Source organism: Streptomyces rubellomurinus (assembly GCF_000961885.1).
Taxonomy (GTDB): Bacteria; Actinomycetota; Actinomycetes; order Streptomycetales; family Streptomycetaceae; genus Kitasatospora; species Kitasatospora rubellomurina.
The window spans coordinates 19961-37023 of the sequence record NZ_JZKH01000085.1 but is presented as its reverse complement, the minus strand read 5'-3'; the positions used below and the strand labels follow the sequence as shown (position 1 = coordinate 37023).

Genomic DNA, 17063 nt, shown 5'->3' with positions numbered 1-17063 from the left:
GCCTACCTCTCCCTCACCGCCACCAAGCCCCTCCCCACCACCGGCAACCCCACCCGCTACTGGACCACCCTCATCCAGGCCGGCGAACTCCTCACCACCGCCCCCAACCCCGACATCCGCCTCCGCAACGCCCTCACCCGCTGCCGCGACCACGCCACCCGCACCACCACCACCCCCTGAGCGCAGGAAGTCGACCCCGCCGACTTCCTGCGCACGCTCAGCACGGCGAAGGCCCAGTCCCCCGCACGGGGAACCGGGCCTTCGCCGCAGAAATGGTCAGATCTGGATGCCGGCCATGCGCTTCCACTCGTACGGGCCGGTCTTGACCTTGAGGCCCAGCTCGCCCTCGAAGTCGTCGTGCAGGGTCAGCCCGGCGAGTTCGGCGGCGCGGCGGCCCACGGCGTAGCTGGGGGCGACCTGGTCGCCCCAGGCGCCGTCCGCGCCGACCACGACGATGCGGGTGGCCACGGAGCCGACGTACTCGACGACGGCGTCGCCGCCCCCGTGCTCCCGGGCGAAGCTGGTGAGGTTCTTGGCGATGCGCTTGGCACGGCGCTCGGTGCGGGCGTCCGGCGCGGCGGCGGTGGCGGTCTCTGCGCTCATGCCCGCATGCTACCCACCGGTACGCGCCCTGGCGACGGGAGCACCCTGTGCACCGGGCCACATACTGGAGGCGTGACGTTCAAAGGCTGGCCGGCCGAAGCGCTCGACTTCTACGAGCACCTCGAAGCCGACAACTCGAAGACCTTCTGGCAGGCCCACAAGGACCAGTACGACGCCGCCGTGCGGGCCCCGGCCGAAGAGCTGCTCGCCGAGCTGGAGCCGGAGTTCGGGCCGGGGAAGATCTTCCGCCCCAACCGCGACGTCCGGTTCAGCGCCGACAAGTCCCCGTACAAGACGCACATCGGCGCGCACCTGGAGGCCGGCGGCTACATCCAGCTCTCCGCGGACGGGCTGGCCTGCGGCAACGGCATGTACCAGCTCGCCCCGGACCAGCTGGAGCGCTACCGCGCCGCCGTCGCCGAGGACGTCAGCGGGGCCGAACTGGAGCGGGTGATCGCCGCGGTGGAGGCGGACGGCCCCAAGGTCTTCGGCCGGGACTCCCTCAAGTCCGCGCCGCGCGGCTTCGCCAAGGACCACCCGCGGATCGAGCTGCTGCGCCACAAGGGCCTGGTGGCATGGCAGGAGTGGGCGCCCGCGAAGTGGCTGGGCACCCGCGCCGCGTACACCCGGATCACCGACTTCCTGCGCGCCTCCCAGCCGCTGAAGGACTGGCTGGACGACCACGTCGGCCCGTCCGAACTCCCCTCCCGCTGAGAAAGCGCGCTGAGCAAGCACGCTGAGAAAGCGAAGGAGCCCCGGTCCGCATCCGGACCGGGGCTCCTTCCACAACAGGCCTCACTTCACGAACGGGTCGATCGCGCAGACCACGAAGAGCAGCGACAGGTAGGTGATCGACCAGTGGAACAGTCGCATCTCCTTGAGCTTGGCGCCCACCACACCGGCCTTGGCCCGCCCGTACAGCGCGTGCGCCTCGCGCAGCCAGGCCGCGCCCAGCAGCACCGCGACGACCGGGTACAGCCAGCTCATGTGCCCCAGCGGCCAGACCGCCAGCGAGGTCGCGACCATCACCCAGGAGTAGGCGACGACCTGCTTGCCGACCGCGACGTTGCCCTTGATCACCGGCAGCATCGGGACGCCCGCCCGCAGGTAGTCGTCGCGGACCTTCATCGACAGCACCCAGGTGTGCGGCGGCGTCCAGAAGAAGACCACCAGGAACAGCGCCACCGCCGCCCACGACACCGAGTTGGTGACCGAGGACCAGCCGATCAGCACCGGCATGCAGCCGGCGATGCCGCCCCAGACGATGTTCTGCGAGGTGCGCCGCTTGAGCCCCAGCGTGTAGACGAACACGTAGAACAGCAGGGCGCCGAGCGCGAGCCCGGCGGAGAGCCAGTTGACGCCGTAGCCGAGCAGCAGGGTCGAGACGACGCCGAGCGTGATGCCGAACACCAGCGCCTCGCGCGGCGAGACCATCCCGGTGACGATCGGCCGCCGCTCGGTGCGGGACATCAGCGCGTCGATGTCCCGGTCGATGTACATGTTGAGGGCGTTGGCGCCGCCCGCCGAGAGGTAGCCGCCGACCACGACCTTGAGCACCAGCAGCATGTCCGGGACACCCTGCTGGGCCAGGAACATCACCGGCACCGTGCTCATCAGCAGCAGCTCGATGATCCGGGGCTTGGTCAGTGCGACGAAGGCGCCGACACGGGCCCCGATCGGCCGGTGATGCGCAGGTGTCGCCCCGGTGACCCCGGCGGGACGGGTTTCGACGGCGGTCACTAACACCCCAACTGAAGATGAATCCTCGCAGGCGTCCACAGGAACGATGGGTCCCGAATCGTCCGCTCTGCGCGTACCACGCCACCTTAGACGCTCCATATATCCCAACCGGCTCCGGGGTCCCCGGCGAGGCGCGACGATCACCCCCCGGTGAACCGTCCGGGTGACGGCGTTCCCGGAGCTCCGGAGAGCCCCGGCGCGTCCGCGCAACCCGTCCTGACCACCGGGGCGGCGAGCCCCGGCGAAACAGGAGAGCCTGGGGCAAAGCGGTCAGATCGCCCACGTGGGAATATCGCACGGCAATACCGGTTGTCTCAGCACGGAGGGTGAGCCCCGGCCTGGACGGTAGGCTCCCGGGAGAAGCGGGATCTACCCTCCGTGACCGGCACCACCCAACGTCGGGACCACAGCGTCGTGGCCGACCCGGTCCCCATTCACGGGGTCACTCTTCACAATGGAAGGAGCCCTGAGACAGGGTGAGCACCACTGCGCCGACGAACGCATTCGAGTGGACCGACCTGGACGAGCGCACGGTTGACACCGCGCGCGTCCTGGCCATGGACGCCGTCCAGAAGGTTGGCAACGGGCACCCGGGGACGGCCATGTCGCTGGCCCCCGCCGCCTACCTGATCTTCCAGCGCTTCCTGCGCCACGACCCGACCGACCCGGCCTGGGTCGGCCGCGACCGCTTCGTCCTCTCCCCCGGGCACACCAGCCTGACGCTGTACACCCAGCTGTACTTCTCGGGTTACGGCCTGGAGCTGGACGACCTCAAGGCCTTCCGCGTGGCCGGCAGCCGCACCCCCGGCCACCCCGAGCACGGCCACACCGCCGGCGTCGAGACCACCACCGGCCCGCTCGGCCAGGGCATCGCCAACGCGGTCGGCATGGCGATGGCCGCCCGCTACGAGCGCGGCCTCTTCGACCCGCAGGCCCCGGCCGGCGAGTCCCCGTTCGACCACACCATCTGGGCCATCGTCTCGGACGGCGACCTGGAGGAGGGCATCTCCGCCGAGGCCTCCTCGCTGGCCGGCCACCAGAAGCTGGGCAACCTGGTCGCCGTCTACGACGACAACCACATCTCGATCGAGGGCGACACCGAGACCGCCTTCTCCGAGGACGTCCTCAAGCGCTACGAGGCGTACGGCTGGCACGTCCAGCGGGTCACCCCGAAGGCCAACGGCGACATCGACGTGGCCGCCCTGGCCGAGGCCCTGGCCGCCGCCAAGGCCGAGACCTCCCGCCCGTCGCTGATCGCGATGCGCACGATCATCGCCTGGCCGGCCCCGGACGCCCAGAACACCGCCAAGGCGCACGGCTCCGCGCTCGGCGCCGCCGAGATCGCCGCCACCAAGAAGGTCCTCGGCTTCGACCCGGAGAAGACCTTCGAGGTCAGCGACCAGGTCATCGAGCACGCCCGCCAGGTCATCAAGCGCGGCAAGGCCGCCCGCGACCAGTGGCAGCAGGGCTTCGACGCCTGGCGCGCCGCCGACGCGCAGCGCGCCGCCGAGTTCGACCGCATCCAGGCCGGCGAGCTGCCCGAGGGCTGGAAGAAGGCCGTCCCGACCTTCCCGGCCGGCAAGGACGTCGCCACCCGCAAGGCCTCCGGCGAGACGCTGAAGGCGCTCGGCGCGGTGATCCCGGAGCTGTGGGGCGGCTCGGCCGACCTCGCGGAGTCCAACCTCACCACCATCGACGAGGAGAGCTCCTTCCTCCCCGAGGGCAACCCGCTGAAGTCGGCCAGCCCGTACGGCCGGACGATCCACTTCGGCATCCGCGAGCACGCCATGGGCTCGACCATGAACGGCATCGCCCTGCACGGGAAGACCCGCGTGTACGGCGGCACCTTCCTGGTCTTCGCCGACTACATGCGCCCGGCCGTGCGCCTGGCCGCGCTGATGAAGCTGCCGGTCACCTACGTGTGGACGCACGACTCGATCGGCCTCGGCGAGGACGGCCCGACCCACCAGCCGGTCGAGCACCTGGCCTCGCTGCGCGCCATCCCGGGCCTGGCCATGGTCCGCCCGGCCGATGCCAACGAGACCGCCGTCGCCTGGCGCACCATCATCGAGCGCCAGACCACCCACCCGGGCCCGGTCGGCCTGGCGCTCACCCGCCAGAACGTCCCGACCTTCGACCGCTCGTCCTACGGCAACGCGGAGCTCACCGCGAAGGGCGGCTACGTCCTGGCCGAGGCCTCCACCGGCGACCCGCAGGTGATCCTGCTGGGCACCGGCTCCGAGGTCCAGCTGGCCGTCCAGGCCCGCGAGGTGCTGGAGGCCGAGGGCATCGCCACCCGCGTGGTCTCGGTCCCGTCCTTCGAGTGGTTCCAGGAGCAGGACCAGGCCTACCGCGACAGCGTGCTGCCGCCGTCGGTCAAGGCCCGCGTCTCGGTCGAGGCCGGCATCGCCCAGGGCTGGCGCGAGCTGGTCGGCGACCACGGCCGGATCGTCTCGCTGGAGCACTTCGGCGCCTCCGCCGACTACAAGGTGCTGTTCGAGGAGTTCGGCATCACCGCCGAGCGCGTGGTGGCCGAGGCCCACAACGCCCTGCGCTCGCTGGAAGCCGTCAACCGCTAGCAGTACCCCGGGCCGCGTGCCCGCCCGCACGCGGGCACGCGGCCCCGCTGACCACACCACGACGTACGAAGAAGCAGAAGGACTGAAGCACCATGACTGACGCACTGAAGCGCCTCAGCGACGAAGGCGTGGCGATCTGGCTGGACGACCTCAGCCGCAAGCGGCTGAACACCGGCAACCTGGCCGAGCTGGTGCAGAACAAGCACGTGGTGGGCGTGACCACCAACCCGACCATCTTCCAGAAGGCCATCGCCGGCAGCGGCGACAGCTCCTACGACGGCCAGCTGCGCGACCTCGCCGTCCGCAAGGTCACCACCGACGAGGCGATCCGCATGATCACCACCTCGGACGTGCGCGACGCCGCCGACGTGCTGCGCCCGGTCTACGACGCCTCCAACGGCCGTGACGGCCGCGTCTCGATCGAGGTCGACCCGCGCCTGGCGCACGAGACCGCCCCCACCGTGGCCGAGGCCAAGCAGCTGTGGTGGCTGGTCGACCGCCCGAACGTCTTCATCAAGATCCCCGCCACCAAGGCCGGTCTGCCCGCGATCAGCGAGGTCATCGGCCTCGGCATCAGCGTCAACGTCACGCTGATCTTCTCGCTGGAGCGCTACAAGGCCGTCATGGACGCCTACCTGACCGGCCTGGAGGCCGCCAAGGCCAAGGGCCTGGACCTCTCCCAGATCGAGTCCGTCGCCTCCTTCTTCGTCTCCCGCGTGGACACCGAGATCGACAAGCGCCTGGACGCGATCGGCGGCGACGCCAAGGAGCTGCGCTCCAAGGCCGCGCTGGCCAACGCCCGCCTCGCCTACCAGGCGTACGAGGAGGTCTTCGGCAGCGTCGACGGCAAGACCGCGGGCAGCGCCCGCTGGGCCGCCCTGGAGGCCGCCGGCGCCAAGCCGCAGCGCCCGCTGTGGGCCTCGACCGGCGTCAAGGACCCGGCCCTGCCGGACACCCTGTACGTCACCGAGCTCGTCGCTCCGGGCACCGTCAACACCATGCCCGAGGCCACCCTGGACGCCACCGGCGACCACGGCGTGGTGACCGGCAACACCATCGTCCCCAACTACGCCGACGCGAAGGCCGTCCTGGACGCCATCGCCGCCGCCGGCGTCGACTACGACGACGTGGTGCAGGTCCTGGAGGACGAGGGCGTGCAGAAGTTCGAGCAGTCCTGGCAGGAGCTGCTCGACACCGTCACCGCCTCGCTCGCCGCCTTCGCCGACGAGAAGTGACCCCTGCTCACAGCCAGCGCACGAAAGCGGAGCCCATCAAGTGAGCACTGATTTCCCCGAGTTGACGCCGGTGTCGGACGCGGACGATCTCCCGCCGGCCCCCGTCAACCCGCTTCGTGACCCCACCGACCGGCGGCTCCCGCGCATCGCGGGGCCGTCCGGCCTGGTCATCTTCGGGGTCACCGGCGACCTGTCCCGCAAGAAGCTGATGCCGGCCATCTACGATCTGGCCAACCGCGGCCTGCTGCCGCCGGGCTTCTCCCTGGTCGGCTTCGCCCGCCGCGAGTGGGAGGACGAGGACTTCGCCAAGGAGGTCCACGACGCGGTCAAGGAGCACGCCCGGACGCCGTTCCGGGAGGAGGTCTGGCAGCAGCTCGCCAAGGGCATGCGCTTCGTCCAGGGCACCTTCGACGACGACGACGCCTTCGACAAGCTCCGCCAGACCATCGAGGAGCTGGACAAGGCGCAGGGCACCGGCGGCAACTTCGCCTTCTACCTGTCCGTCCCGCCGAAGTTCTTCCCGACGGTCGTCCAGCAGCTCAAGAAGCACGGCCTGGCCGACCCGCCGAAGGGCTCCTGGCGCCGCGCCGTCATCGAGAAGCCCTTCGGCCACGACCTGGAGAGCGCGCAGGAGCTCAACAAGGTCGTCCACGAGGTCTTCCCGCGCGACGAGGTCTTCCGGATCGACCACTACCTGGGCAAGGAGACGGTCCAGAACATCCTGGCGCTGCGCTTCGCCAACCAGATGTTCGAGCCGATCTGGAACCGCTCGTACGTCGACCACGTGCAGATCACCATGGCCGAGGACATCGGCATCGGCGGCCGGGCCGGCTACTACGACGGCATCGGCTCCGCCCGTGACGTGATCCAGAACCACCTGCTCCAGCTGATGGCGCTCACCGCCATCGAGGAGCCGGCGTCCTTCCACCCGAAGGCGCTGGTCGCCGAGAAGCTCAAGGTGCTCAGCGCCGTCAAGCTCCCGGCCGACCTGGGCAGGCACACCGTGCGCGGCCAGTACGCGGCCGGCTGGCAGGGCGGCGAGGAGGTGCCCGGCTACCTGGACGAGGACGGCATCGACCCCGAGTCCAAGACCGACACCTACGCGGCCATCAAGCTGGAGATCAACAACCGCCGCTGGGCGGGCGTCCCGTTCTACCTGCGCACCGGCAAGCGGCTGGGCCGCCGGGTCACCGAGATCGCGGTGGTCTTCCAGCGCGCGCCGTACCTGCCGTTCGACTCCTACGCGACCGAGGAGCTGGGGCAGAACGCCCTGGTCATCCGGGTCCAGCCGGACGAGGGCGTGACGGTGCGGTTCGGCTCCAAGGTGCCGGGCACCTCCTTCGAGGTCCGGGACGTCACGATGGACTTCGCCTACGGCGAGTCCTTCACCGAGTCCAGCCCGGAGGCGTACGAGCGGCTCATCCTCGACGTGCTGCTCGGCGACGCCAACCTGTTCCCGCGCCACCAGGAGGTCGAGCTCTCCTGGCAGATCCTCGACCCGATCGAGAAGTACTGGGACTCCCACGGCAAGCCCGCCCAGTACGCGGCGGGGACCTGGGGCCCGGTCGAGGCGGACGAGATGCTCGCACGAGACGGCAGGAGCTGGCGCCGGCCATGAAGATCGACCTCACCGACACGACCTCCAGCAAGATCAACGCCGCGCTGATGGAGGCGCGCCGGGCCAGCGGCTCCACCGCCGCCGGCATGGTGCTCACCCTCGTGATCGTGACCGACGAGGGCAGCGCCTACGACGCCCTCAAGGCCGCCAACGAGGCCTCCCGCGAGCACCCGATGCGCACCCTCGCGGTGATCAAGCGCGCCGGGCGCTCGCCCCGGGCCCGCGCCGAGACCCGCCTGGACGCGGAGATCCTGGTCGGCACGGACGCCGGCTCCGGCGAAACGGTCATCCTGCGCATGCACGGCGAACTCGTCGCGCACGCCCAGTCCGTGGTCCTGCCGCTGCTGCTGCCGGACGCCCCGACCGTGGTGTGGTGGCCGGAGAACGCTCCGCTGCACCCCGCGCAGGACCCGCTGGGCGCGCTCGCCCAGCGCCGGATCACCGACGCGGTCACCGCCGAGTCCCCGGTCGGCCAGCTCGCCCAGCGGGCCCAGAGCTACACTCCGGGCGACACCGACCTGGCCTGGACCCGGATCACCGGCTGGCGCTCGATGCTGGCCGCCGCGCTGGACCAGCGGCCGTCCCACATCACCGCCGCGGTGGTCGAGGGCGAGTCCTACAACCCCAGCGTCGAGCTGCTCGGCCTCTGGCTCACCAACCGGCTGCACGTGCCGGTCGAGCGGGTCGTCACCGGCGGCCCGGGCATCACCGCGGTGCACCTGCGCACCAAGGACGGGGACATCACCCTGGACCGCCCGGACGGCCTGCTGGGCACGCTCTCCATGCCCGGCTCGCCGGACCGCCAGGTGGCGCTCAAGCGGCGCGACACCTCGGAGCTGATCGCCGAGGAGCTGCGCCGGCTCGACCCGGACGACATCTACGCGACGGCCGTGCGCACGCCCGTCGAGCGGCTGCGCGAGCCGGCCGGCACCGAGGCCGCGACGGCCGAGGGCACCGCCCAGGCCGTCGCCGAGGCCACGGCGGCCGCCACGGCCGACCCGGCCCCGGCGGCCGCAGACGGCGCGGACGGCGCGGACAAGGCGCCCGCGAAGAAGGCCGCGGGCAAGCGCGCCGCCAAGGGGAGCGCATGACCGCCGCCACCCCGCAGCTGGTCGTCCACCGGGACAAGGAGCTGATGGCCCAGGCGGCCGCGGCCCGCCTGATCACCCGGATCGTGGACGCCCAGGCCGCCCGCGGCACCGCCTCGGTGGTGCTCACCGGCGGCCGCAACGGCAACGCCCTGCTGGCCGCGATCGCCGCCTCCCCGGCGCGCGACGCGGTCGACTGGGGCCGGCTGGACCTGTGGTGGGGCGACGAGCGCTTCGTGCCCGCCGCCGACCCGGACCGCAACGCCGTCCAGGCCCGCGCCGAGCTGCTGGACGCCGTCCCGCTCGACCCGGCGCGGGTGCACGAGATGCCCGCCTCGGACGGGGTGGACGGCTCGGACGTGGAGGCGGCCGCCGCCCGCTACGCCGAGGAGCTGGCCAAGGCGGCCGGGCCGGGCGACCGGCTCGGCGTCCCGGCCTTCGACGTGCTGCTGCTCGGCGTCGGCCCGGACACCCACGTCGCCTCGCTCTTCCCCGAGCACCCGGGCGTGCGGGAGACCGAGCTGACCGTGGTCGGCGTGCGCGGGGCCCCCAAGCCCCCGCCGACCCGGGTCTCGCTCACCCTCCCGGCCATCCGCGCGGCCCGCGAGGTCTGGCTGCTGGCCGCCGGCGAGGACAAGGCGGGCGCCGTCGCGCTGGCCCTGTCCGGCCCCGGCGAGCTGCAGGCACCCGCCTCCGGCGCGTACGGGCGCAGCCGCACCCTGTGGCTGCTGGACCGCGCCGCGGCGGAGCGGATCCCGCCGCAGCTCTACCCGCCGGCCTCGGCGTAACGGAGCAGGCAACGCCGAAGGGCGCCACCCGTCGTCATGACGGTGGCGCCCTTCAGTGCTTCGATGCCGCTCGGCTCGCCTCAGCTCGGAGATCGCTCGCGCAGCTCTCAGATCTCGCCGCGCAGCTTGGCCAGCGCCTCGGCGAGGATCGCCTCGCCGTCCGCGTCGGTGCGCCGCTCGCGGACGTACGCGAGGTGGGTCTTGTAGGGCTCGTTGCGGGACGGCGCCGGCGGGTTGTGCTCGTCCTGCCCGGCCGGGAAGCCGCAGCGCGGGCAGTCCCAGGTGTCCGGGATGACGGCCTCGGCGGCGAAGCTGGGCCGGGTCTCGTGCTTGTTGGCACACCAGAAGCTGATCCGGTTGCGCGGGGCGGACTCGCCGCGCTCCGCCTCGCCCATCGGGCCGGCTCCGACCCTGCTGCCACGGATGGCGTTGCCACTTGCCACGGTCTGACTCCCTGCGTGCTGGTGCGCCGACCCGCCGCGATGCGCGTCGGTGGCGAAAGTCGTCCTAGTGTAAGCAGGGGCTAAGCATCCGCCAGCATCGCCCACGGCCCCGACCGTCCCAGGATAGGCGCTCGGACGACGGGGCGTCAGGCCTGCGTCAGCTCTTGTACTTGAGCACCAGGCTGAGCACCACGATGCAGGCGAACCAGCCCAGGCCGACCACGATGGTGATGCGGTCCAGGTTGCGCTCGGCCACCGCCGAGCCGCCACCGGTGGACATGGCGCCACCGCCGAACATGTCGGACAGGCCGCCGCCCTTCCCCTTGTGCAGCAGCACCAGCAGGATCATCAGTGCGCTGAAAATGATCAGGGCAATCGAGAACCCGAGAACCACGACGGGACCAACTCTCTCGTATCTTCGGCGAAGGGGCCGGGCCGCGTACGGCGGTCCGGCCCCAAAGCCTACGTTGCTGCGGCGGCGTTAGCCTACTGCCTGCTCACGGTAACGCACGATCTTGACGAACTCGTCGGCGTCCAGCGAGGCACCGCCGATCAGGCCGCCGTCGATGTCGGGCTTGGCCATCAGGCCGGCCGCGCTCGACGACTTGACCGAACCGCCGTAGAGCACGCGGACCTTGCCGGCCAGCTCGGCGTCGTACAGCTCGGCGATCCGCCCGCGGATGGCGGCGCAGACCTCCTGCGCGTCCTCCGGGGTGGCCACCTCGCCGGTGCCGATCGCCCAGACCGGCTCGTACGCGACCACGATGGACTCGGCCTGGTGCGCCGGGACGCCCTCCAGGGCGCCGTCCAGCTGGGCCAGGGTGTACTCGACGTGGGTGCCGGCCTTGCGGATCTCCAGCGGCTCGCCGATGCACAGGATCGGGGTGACCCCGGCCCGGTAGGCGGCCTTGACCTTGGCGTTGACGATCTCCTCGTCCTCGCCGTGGTACTGGCGGCGCTCCGAGTGGCCGATCACCGCGTAGGTGCACTGCAGCTTGGCCAGCATCGGGCCGGAGACCTCGCCGGTGTAGGCACCGGAGTCGTGCTGCGAGATGTCCTGCGAGCCGTACTTGATCTTCAGCTTGTCGCCGAAGACCAGGGTCTGCACCGACCGCAGGTCGGTGAACGGCACCAGGACGGCGACCTCGACGGCCTCGTAGTCCTTGTCGGCCAGCGCGAACGCCAGCTTCTGGGTGTGCTGGATGGCCTCGAGGTGGTTGAGGTTCATCTTCCAGTTGCCCGCCATCAGCGGGAGACGCTCAGTCATGCTGTCAGCCTTCCAGGGCGGCGAGACCGGGAAGGGACTTGCCCTCCAGGTACTCGAGGCTCGCGCCACCGCCGGTCGAGATGTGTCCAAAGGCGTTCTCGTCGAAGCCCAGGATGCGGACGGCCGCGGCGGAGTCGCCGCCACCGACCACGGTGAACGCGTCGCTGTCGAGCAGGCCCTGCGCGACGGCCTTGGTGCCGTTCGCGTAGTCGGGGTGCTCGAAGACGCCCATCGGACCGTTCCAGAACACGGTGCCCGCGTCGGCCAGCTTCGCCGCGTACAGCTCGCGGGTCTTCGGGCCGATGTCCAGGCCCTCCTTGTCCGCGGGGATGCCGTCCGAGGCGACGGTGTCGTAGGTCGCCGGGGTCTTGCCCTTGAGGTCGGGGAACTCGGCGGAGACCAGGACGTCGACCGGCAGGACGAACTCGACGCCCCGCTTCTCGGCCTCGGCCAGGTAGTTCAGGCAGACCGGGATCTGGTCCTCCTGCAGCAGCGAGATGCCGACCTCGTGGCCCTTGGCCTTGAGGAAGGTGTACGCCATGCCGCCGCCGATCAGGATCCGGTCGGCCTTCTTCAGCAGGTTGTCGATCACGCCGAGCTTGTCGGACACCTTGGCGCCGCCGAGCACGACGACGTACGGGCGCTTGACGTCCTCGGTGAGCTTCTTCAGCACGCCGACCTCGGTGGCGATCAGGTCGCCGGCGGCGTGCGGCAGCAGGCCGGGCAGGTCGTAGACCGAGGCGTGCTTGCGGTGCACGGCGCCGAAGCCGTCGCCCACGTACAGGTCGGCCAGGGTGGCGAGCTGCTCGGCGAAGGCCTTGCGCTCGGCGTCGTCCTTGCTGGTCTCGCCGGCGTTGAAGCGCAGGTTCTCCAGCAGCGCGACGTCACCGTCGCCCAGCGCGGCCACGACGGCCTTCGCGCTGTCGCCCACGGTGTCGGCGGCGAAGACGACCTCCCGCCCGAGGATCTCGCCGAGGCGCTTGGCCGCCGGGGCGAGCGAGAACTGCGGGTCCGGCGCGCCCTTGGGCCGGCCGAGGTGCGAGGCGACGACGACCTTCGCGCCGGCCGCGACCAGCTTGGCGATGGTCGGCGCGACGGCGCGGATGCGGCCGTCGTCGGTGATCGTCGCGCCGTCCAGCGGGACGTTCAGGTCGGCGCGCACGAACACGCGCTTGCCTTCGACACCGGCTTCGATGAGCTCTTCGATGGTCTTCACGGGGATTTGGTTCTCCTGGGGAGATGGTTGATGCGCAGGAGGCGGCACGGCGCAGGGGCCGCCTGGGAAGTACTGGAAGCGCGGAACGAGGGCCCGGTCGGCGTGGTCGCCGTCCGGGCCCTCGCCCCTACATCACGTCAGCTCCCGCAAGGTCAGAGCTGCCCGCCGACGAGGGTGGTCAGGTTGACGAGGCGGTTCGAGTAGCCCCACTCGTTGTCGTACCAGCCGAGCACCTTGACCTGGTTGCCCTGGACCATGGTGAGCTGGGAGTCGAAGATGCAGGAGGCCGGGTCGTTGACGATGTCCGAGGACACGATCGGGTCCTCGGTGTAGGCCAGGATGCCCTTGAGGGGGCCCTCCGCGGCCTTCTGGAACGCGGCGTTGACCTCGTCCTTGGTGACCTCGCGCTCCAGGGTGACGACCAGGTCCGTGATGGAGCCGGTCGGGACCGGAACGCGCAGCGAGGTGCCGTCCAGCTTGCCCTTCAGCTCCGGCAGGACCAGGGCGGTCGCCTTGGCGGCACCGGTCGAGGTCGGGATGATGTTCTGCGAGGCCGCACGAGCACGGCGCAGGTCCTTGTGCGGGAAGTCCAGGGTGACCTGGTCGTTGGTGAACGCGTGGACGGTGGTCATCAGACCCTTGACGATGCCGAAGCTCTCGTTCAGCACCTTGGCCATCGGCGCCACGCAGTTGGTGGTGCAGGAGGCGTTGGAGATGATGTCGTGCTTGGCGGCGTCGTACTTCTCGTCGTTGACGCCCATCACGATGGTGATGTCCTCGTCGCTCGCGGGCGCCGAGATGAGGACCTTCTTCGCGCCGGCGGCGAGGTGCTTCTTCGCAGCCTCGGCCTTGGTGAAGATGCCGGTGGACTCGACGACGATGTCGGCGCCCAGGGCGGCCCAGGGGAGGTTGGCGGGGTCGCGCTCGGCGGTCACCTTGAAGGTGTGGCCGTCGACGGTGATGCTGTCCTCGGTGTGCGAGACCTGGCCCGGGAAGGTGCCCAGGGTGGTGTCGTACTTGAGCAGGTGGGCCAGGGTCTTGGTGTCGGTGAGGTCGTTGACACCGACGATCTCGATGTCCGCGCCCTGGGCCTTGACAGCGCGGAAGAAGTTGCGGCCGATGCGGCCGAAGCCGTTGATGCCTACCCGGATCGTCACGAACCGATCTCCTCGTTAGGTACGCCGGCGCTAGGCCGACGGGGATGAGATTTGGGAAGTCCCCGACCGCCTACGACCCTACCCCTCCCGCGGCTGGGAGGGCACATCGCGCCACCTCGTGAGACTGGGCGTGGCGCTGTCGAAACCCGCTTTCCGGCCGTCCGTCCCCGCCCGGCCGGGCAGTTGGCCCCGTGGCCAGTGGTCTCTACCAATTCGGGAGGGCGGACCGGCCCCGGAACGGCCCACGGCCGGCGCCCGTCGTGCGGGCACCGGCCGTGGTTTAGTCACGCACCGTGAGCGTCAGTTGAGCGCCATCTCGTCCGTCAGGCTGGCCTCGGTGCCCGGCAGACCCAGCTCCGAGGCGCGCTTGTCGGCCATCGCCAGCAGGCGGCGGATCCGGCCGGCCACCGCGTCCTTGGTCAGCGGCGGGTCGGCGAGCGCGCCCAGCTCCTCCAGCGAGGCCTGCTTGTGCTGCATCCGCAGCTGGCCGGCCGCGGCCAGGTGCTCGGGCACCTCCTCGCCCAGGATCTCCAGCGCGCGCTGCACCCGGGCGCCGGCCGCCACCGCGGCGCGGGCCGAGCGGCGCAGGTTGGCGTCGTCGAAGTTCGCCAGCCGGTTCGCGGTGGCCCGGACCTCGCGCCGCATCCGGCGCTCCTCCCAGGCGAGCACCGACTCGTGCGCGCCGAGACGGGTCAGCAGCGCGCCGATGGCGTCGCCGTCGCGGATCACCACCCGGTCCACCCCGCGCACCTCGCGGGCCTTGGCCGGAATGCCGAGCCGGCGGGCGGCGCCGACCAGCGCCAGGGCGGCCTCGGAGCCGGGGCAGGTGATCTCCAGCGAGGAGGAGCGGCCCGGCTCGGTGAGCGAGCCGTGCGCCAGGAAGGCGCCGCGCCAGGCCGCCTCGGCGTCGCAGGTCGCGCCGGAGACGACCGCCGGGGGCAGGCCCCGGATCGGGCGGCCCCGGCCGTCGACCAGGCCGGTCTGGCGGGCCAGCAGCTCGCCGTCCTTGACCACCCGGACCACGAAGCGGCTGCCGCGCCGCAGCCCGCCGGGGGCCATCACCACGAGGTCGGAGGAGTGCCCGAAGATCTCCAGGAGGTCCTTGCGCAGCCGCCGCGCCGCCGACCCGGTGTCCAGCTCCGCCTCGATCACGATGCGGCCGCTCACGATGTGCAGTCCGCCCGCGAACCGCAGGATCGCCGACACCTCCGCCTTGCGGCAGCAGGCCCGGGTGACCGGGAGCCGGCTGATCTCGTCCTTCACCGCTGGAGTCATCGCCATGGCCCGATCCTTCCATGTGTCCGGAAAATCCGGTCGTACGCGGCCGCCAACAGCTCCGGGTCGTGTCGCGGGCTCCCGTCGGTGCGGGCCACCGTACCGAGCACCAGAGCGGCACCCATCCGTTCGGCGGCCTTCTCCAATCCGGCCAGGTCCGCCTGGCCGAAGGCGCCGCCGGTGACGGCGCGCTCGTCCACCAGGATCGCATCCACGGCGAGGTCCGGGGCGTGGTCGGCGATGACCTCCAGGTGGCGCTGCGGGGTGAAGCCCTCGGTCTCGCCCGGCTGCGGGGCGAGGTTCAGCGTGAGCAGGCGGCGGGCGCGGGTCTCGGTGAGGGCCTTGGCCAGCTCGGGGACCAGCAGGTGCGGCAGCACGCTGGTGAACCAGGAGCCGGGGCCGAGCACCACCCAGTCCGCCTCGCGGACGGCGGTGACCGCCTCCGGGACGGCCGGCGGCTCGGCCGGCAGCAGCCGGATCGACTGCACCGTGCCGGGGGTCGCCGCGACGCTGGCCTGGCCGCGCACGGCGGTGACCGCGCCCGGGCGGGCCGGGTCGAGGCCGCGCACGGTCGCCTCGATGTCCAGCGGCACCGCCGACATCGGCAGCACCCGGCCCTGGACGTTCAGCAGCCGGCCGACCCAGTCCAGCGCGGACACCGGATCGCCCAGCTTCTCCCAGAGGGCCACGATCAGCAGGTTGCCGACCGCGTGGCCGCCGAGCTCGCCGGTGCCGGTGAAGCGCTGCTGGATCACCTCGGACCAGGTGCGGCCCCAGTCGTCGTCCCCGCACAGCGCGGCCAGCGCCTTGCGCAGGTCGCCCGGCGGCAGCACGCCCAGCTCCTCGCGCAGCCGGCCGCTGGAGCCGCCGTCGTCGGCGACGGTGACCACGGCCGTCAGGTCGGTGGTCAGCCGGCGCAGCGCGGACAGCGAGGCGGACAGGCCCTGGCCGCCGCCGAGGGCGGCGATCCGGGGGGCGGGGTTGGTCCGGGCGGGACTGCTGCGCGGCCGGCTCGGAGCCGGGGGCCGGGCCGGGCTGCCCGCCCGGTCACCGGCCCTGCCCTGCGGCTGCCGCCCGGGCCCGTATCCCGCCACTCCCGCCACGAATCACCTCGCGTTCCTCGCCCCGCCACCGGCTCCGCCGGGGCCCGGCAGGAGGGCGGCGGTCACTCCCGGCCCATGTCACGGTGGACGAGCACCGTCTCCACACCGTCCGCGATGAGACGCTTGGTCAGCCGCTCGGACATGGCGACGCTCCGGTGCTTGCCACCGGTGCAGCCTACGGCAAGCGTCATGTAGCGCTTCCCCTCCCGGCGGTAGCCCTCGGTAACGATCCGGAGTAGCTCGGCGTAGCCGTCCAGGAACTCGTTGGCACCGGGCTGCTGGAACACGTAGTCGGCGACGTCCGCATCGGTGCCGGTGCGGGCGCGCAGCTCGGGCACCCAGTGCGGGTTGGGCAGGAAGCGGCAGTCCACCACCAGGTCGGCGTCGACCGGCAGGCCGTACTTGAAGCCGAAGGACATCACGGTGGCGCGCAGCTCGGGCTCGTCGTGGTCGGCGAACTGGGCGTCCAGCTTGGCGCGCAGCTGGTGCACGTTGAGGTTGGAGGTGTCGATCACCAGGTCGGCCTCGCCGCGCAGGTCGCGCAGCAGGTCGCGCTCCTGGGCGATGCCGTCGACGATCCGGCCGTCCGCCTGCAGCGGGTGCGGGCGGCGCACGCTCTCGAAGCGGCGCACCAGGGCCTCGTCGGAGGAGTCGAGGAAGACCACCTGGAGGCGGACACCGCGCTTCTCCAGCTCGTCCAGCGAGGTCAGCAGGTCGTCGAAGAACTGCCGGCCGCGGACGTCCACGACCACGCCGATCCGGGCCACGTTCCCCTGGGAGCGGGCGCCGAGGTCGACCATGGTCGGGATCAGGGCCGGCGGCAGGTTGTCGACCACGAACCAGCCGAGGTCCTCCAGGCACTTGGCCGCGGTGGAGCGGCCGGCTCCGGACATGCCGGAGATGATCACCAGCTCCGGCGCGTTCTCGGCCACGTCTGACACGGTCACTTCG

17 protein-coding genes are annotated in these 17063 nt (G+C 71.6%); 7 read left to right on the top strand and 10 right to left on the bottom strand.

Features of this window, described 5'->3' with window-relative positions:
* Window positions 1–180: hypothetical protein (locus VM95_RS30330; RefSeq protein ID WP_045702794.1), on the top strand; the 180-nt coding region annotated here is incomplete at its 5' end.
* A 96-nt stretch (window positions 181–276) separates the two neighbouring features.
* On the opposite strand, the gene VM95_RS30325 is transcribed toward VM95_RS30330, so the two are convergent.
* Window positions 277–603: a hypothetical protein gene (locus tag VM95_RS30325; protein ID WP_045702792.1), complete on the bottom strand. Its 327-nt coding sequence runs from the start codon at window positions 601–603 to the stop codon at window positions 277–279.
* Window positions 604–675: 72 nt separating this feature from the next.
* Between VM95_RS30325 and VM95_RS30320 the strand changes: the two genes are divergently transcribed.
* Window positions 676–1317: a DUF2461 domain-containing protein gene (locus tag VM95_RS30320; protein ID WP_045702790.1), complete on the top strand. Its 642-nt coding sequence runs from the start codon at window positions 676–678 to the stop codon at window positions 1315–1317.
* An 81-nt stretch (window positions 1318–1398) separates the two neighbouring features.
* Here VM95_RS30320 and VM95_RS30315 read toward each other — a convergent pair whose 3' ends face one another.
* The gene (locus tag VM95_RS30315) at window positions 1399–2349 is read right to left on the bottom strand and encodes a heme o synthase (RefSeq protein ID WP_045702788.1); all 951 of its coding nucleotides are present in this window, start codon (window positions 2347–2349) and stop codon (window positions 1399–1401) included.
* A gap of 470 nt (window positions 2350–2819) precedes the next feature.
* Here VM95_RS30315 and tkt point away from each other — a divergent pair, with 470 nt between their 5' ends.
* From tkt to pgl, 5 genes are all read left to right on the top strand, one after another.
* Window positions 2820–4922, top strand: a complete 2103-nt coding sequence (tkt, locus tag VM95_RS30310) for a transketolase (RefSeq protein WP_045702786.1) — start codon at window positions 2820–2822, stop codon at window positions 4920–4922.
* 92 nt (window positions 4923–5014) lie between these two features.
* Entirely contained in the window at window positions 5015–6157 is a 1143-nt protein-coding gene (tal, locus tag VM95_RS30305; RefSeq protein WP_045702784.1) for a transaldolase, read from the top strand.
* Window positions 6158–6227: 70 nt separating this feature from the next.
* The gene (gene zwf / locus VM95_RS30300) at window positions 6228–7775 is read left to right on the top strand and encodes a glucose-6-phosphate dehydrogenase (RefSeq protein WP_045702782.1); all 1548 of its coding nucleotides are present in this window, start codon (window positions 6228–6230) and stop codon (window positions 7773–7775) included.
* Window positions 7772–8866 carry a glucose-6-phosphate dehydrogenase assembly protein OpcA gene (gene opcA, locus VM95_RS30295; RefSeq protein WP_045702780.1) on the top strand — a complete coding sequence of 365 codons (1095 nt, stop codon included), beginning with the start codon at window positions 7772–7774 and terminating at the stop codon, window positions 8864–8866. The genes zwf and opcA overlap by 4 nt, the downstream gene beginning before the upstream one ends.
* On the top strand, window positions 8863–9651 hold the full coding sequence (gene pgl / locus VM95_RS30290) for a 6-phosphogluconolactonase (protein ID WP_045702778.1): 789 nt from the start codon (window positions 8863–8865) through the stop codon (window positions 9649–9651). Before opcA ends, pgl begins: the two co-directional genes overlap by 4 nt.
* Window positions 9652–9758: 107 nt before the next feature.
* Here pgl and VM95_RS30285 read toward each other — a convergent pair whose 3' ends face one another.
* The 8 genes from VM95_RS30285 to rapZ all read right to left on the bottom strand — a co-directional run bounded on the left by VM95_RS30285 (window position 9759) and on the right by rapZ (window position 17059).
* Complete coding sequence (locus tag VM95_RS30285; protein WP_035841977.1) at window positions 9759–10094, bottom strand: RNA polymerase-binding protein RbpA; 336 nt, start codon at window positions 10092–10094, stop codon at window positions 9759–9761.
* 157 nt (window positions 10095–10251) lie between these two features.
* Window positions 10252–10488, bottom strand: a complete 237-nt coding sequence (gene secG, locus VM95_RS30280) for a preprotein translocase subunit SecG (protein WP_045702776.1) — start codon at window positions 10486–10488, stop codon at window positions 10252–10254.
* A gap of 87 nt (window positions 10489–10575) precedes the next feature.
* Complete coding sequence (tpiA, locus tag VM95_RS30275) at window positions 10576–11361, bottom strand: triose-phosphate isomerase (RefSeq protein ID WP_045702774.1); 786 nt, start codon at window positions 11359–11361, stop codon at window positions 10576–10578.
* Window positions 11362–11365: 4 nt separating this feature from the next.
* Window positions 11366–12577 (bottom strand): phosphoglycerate kinase, encoded by a 1212-nt coding sequence (locus VM95_RS30270; RefSeq protein WP_045702772.1) that lies wholly within the window; start codon window positions 12575–12577, stop codon window positions 11366–11368.
* Window positions 12578–12729: 152 nt separating this feature from the next.
* Window positions 12730–13734, bottom strand: coding sequence for a type I glyceraldehyde-3-phosphate dehydrogenase (gap, locus tag VM95_RS30265; protein WP_045702770.1), 1005 nt, complete (start codon window positions 13732–13734; stop codon window positions 12730–12732).
* 300 nt (window positions 13735–14034) lie between these two features.
* Complete coding sequence (gene whiA / locus VM95_RS30260) at window positions 14035–15015, bottom strand: DNA-binding protein WhiA (RefSeq protein ID WP_045702768.1); 981 nt, start codon at window positions 15013–15015, stop codon at window positions 14035–14037.
* Complete coding sequence (locus tag VM95_RS30255) at window positions 15006–16103, bottom strand: gluconeogenesis factor YvcK family protein (RefSeq protein WP_063773584.1); 1098 nt, start codon at window positions 16101–16103, stop codon at window positions 15006–15008. The genes whiA and VM95_RS30255 overlap by 10 nt, the downstream gene beginning before the upstream one ends.
* A gap of 71 nt (window positions 16104–16174) precedes the next feature.
* Entirely contained in the window at window positions 16175–17059 is an 885-nt protein-coding gene (rapZ, locus tag VM95_RS30250; RefSeq protein WP_244179003.1) for an RNase adapter RapZ, read from the bottom strand.
* Between the last annotated feature and the right edge of the window lie 4 nt (window positions 17060–17063).

What these genes read in the sequence shown, in the direction of transcription:
- tal (WP_045702784.1), top strand. Translation starts at nt 5,015, where the DNA reads ATGACTGACGCACTGAAGCGCCTCAGCGACGAAGGCGTGGCGATCTGG.
- whiA (WP_045702768.1), bottom strand. Translation starts at nt 15,015, where the DNA reads ATGGCGATGACTCCAGCGGTGAAGGACGAGATCAGCCGGCTCCCGGTC.
- tpiA (WP_045702774.1), bottom strand. Translation starts at nt 11,361, where the DNA reads ATGACTGAGCGTCTCCCGCTGATGGCGGGCAACTGGAAGATGAACCTC.
- opcA (WP_045702780.1), top strand. Translation starts at nt 7,772, where the DNA reads ATGAAGATCGACCTCACCGACACGACCTCCAGCAAGATCAACGCCGCG.
- VM95_RS30325 (WP_045702792.1), bottom strand. Translation starts at nt 603, where the DNA reads ATGAGCGCAGAGACCGCCACCGCCGCCGCGCCGGACGCCCGCACCGAG.
- pgl (WP_045702778.1), top strand. Translation starts at nt 8,863, where the DNA reads ATGACCGCCGCCACCCCGCAGCTGGTCGTCCACCGGGACAAGGAGCTG.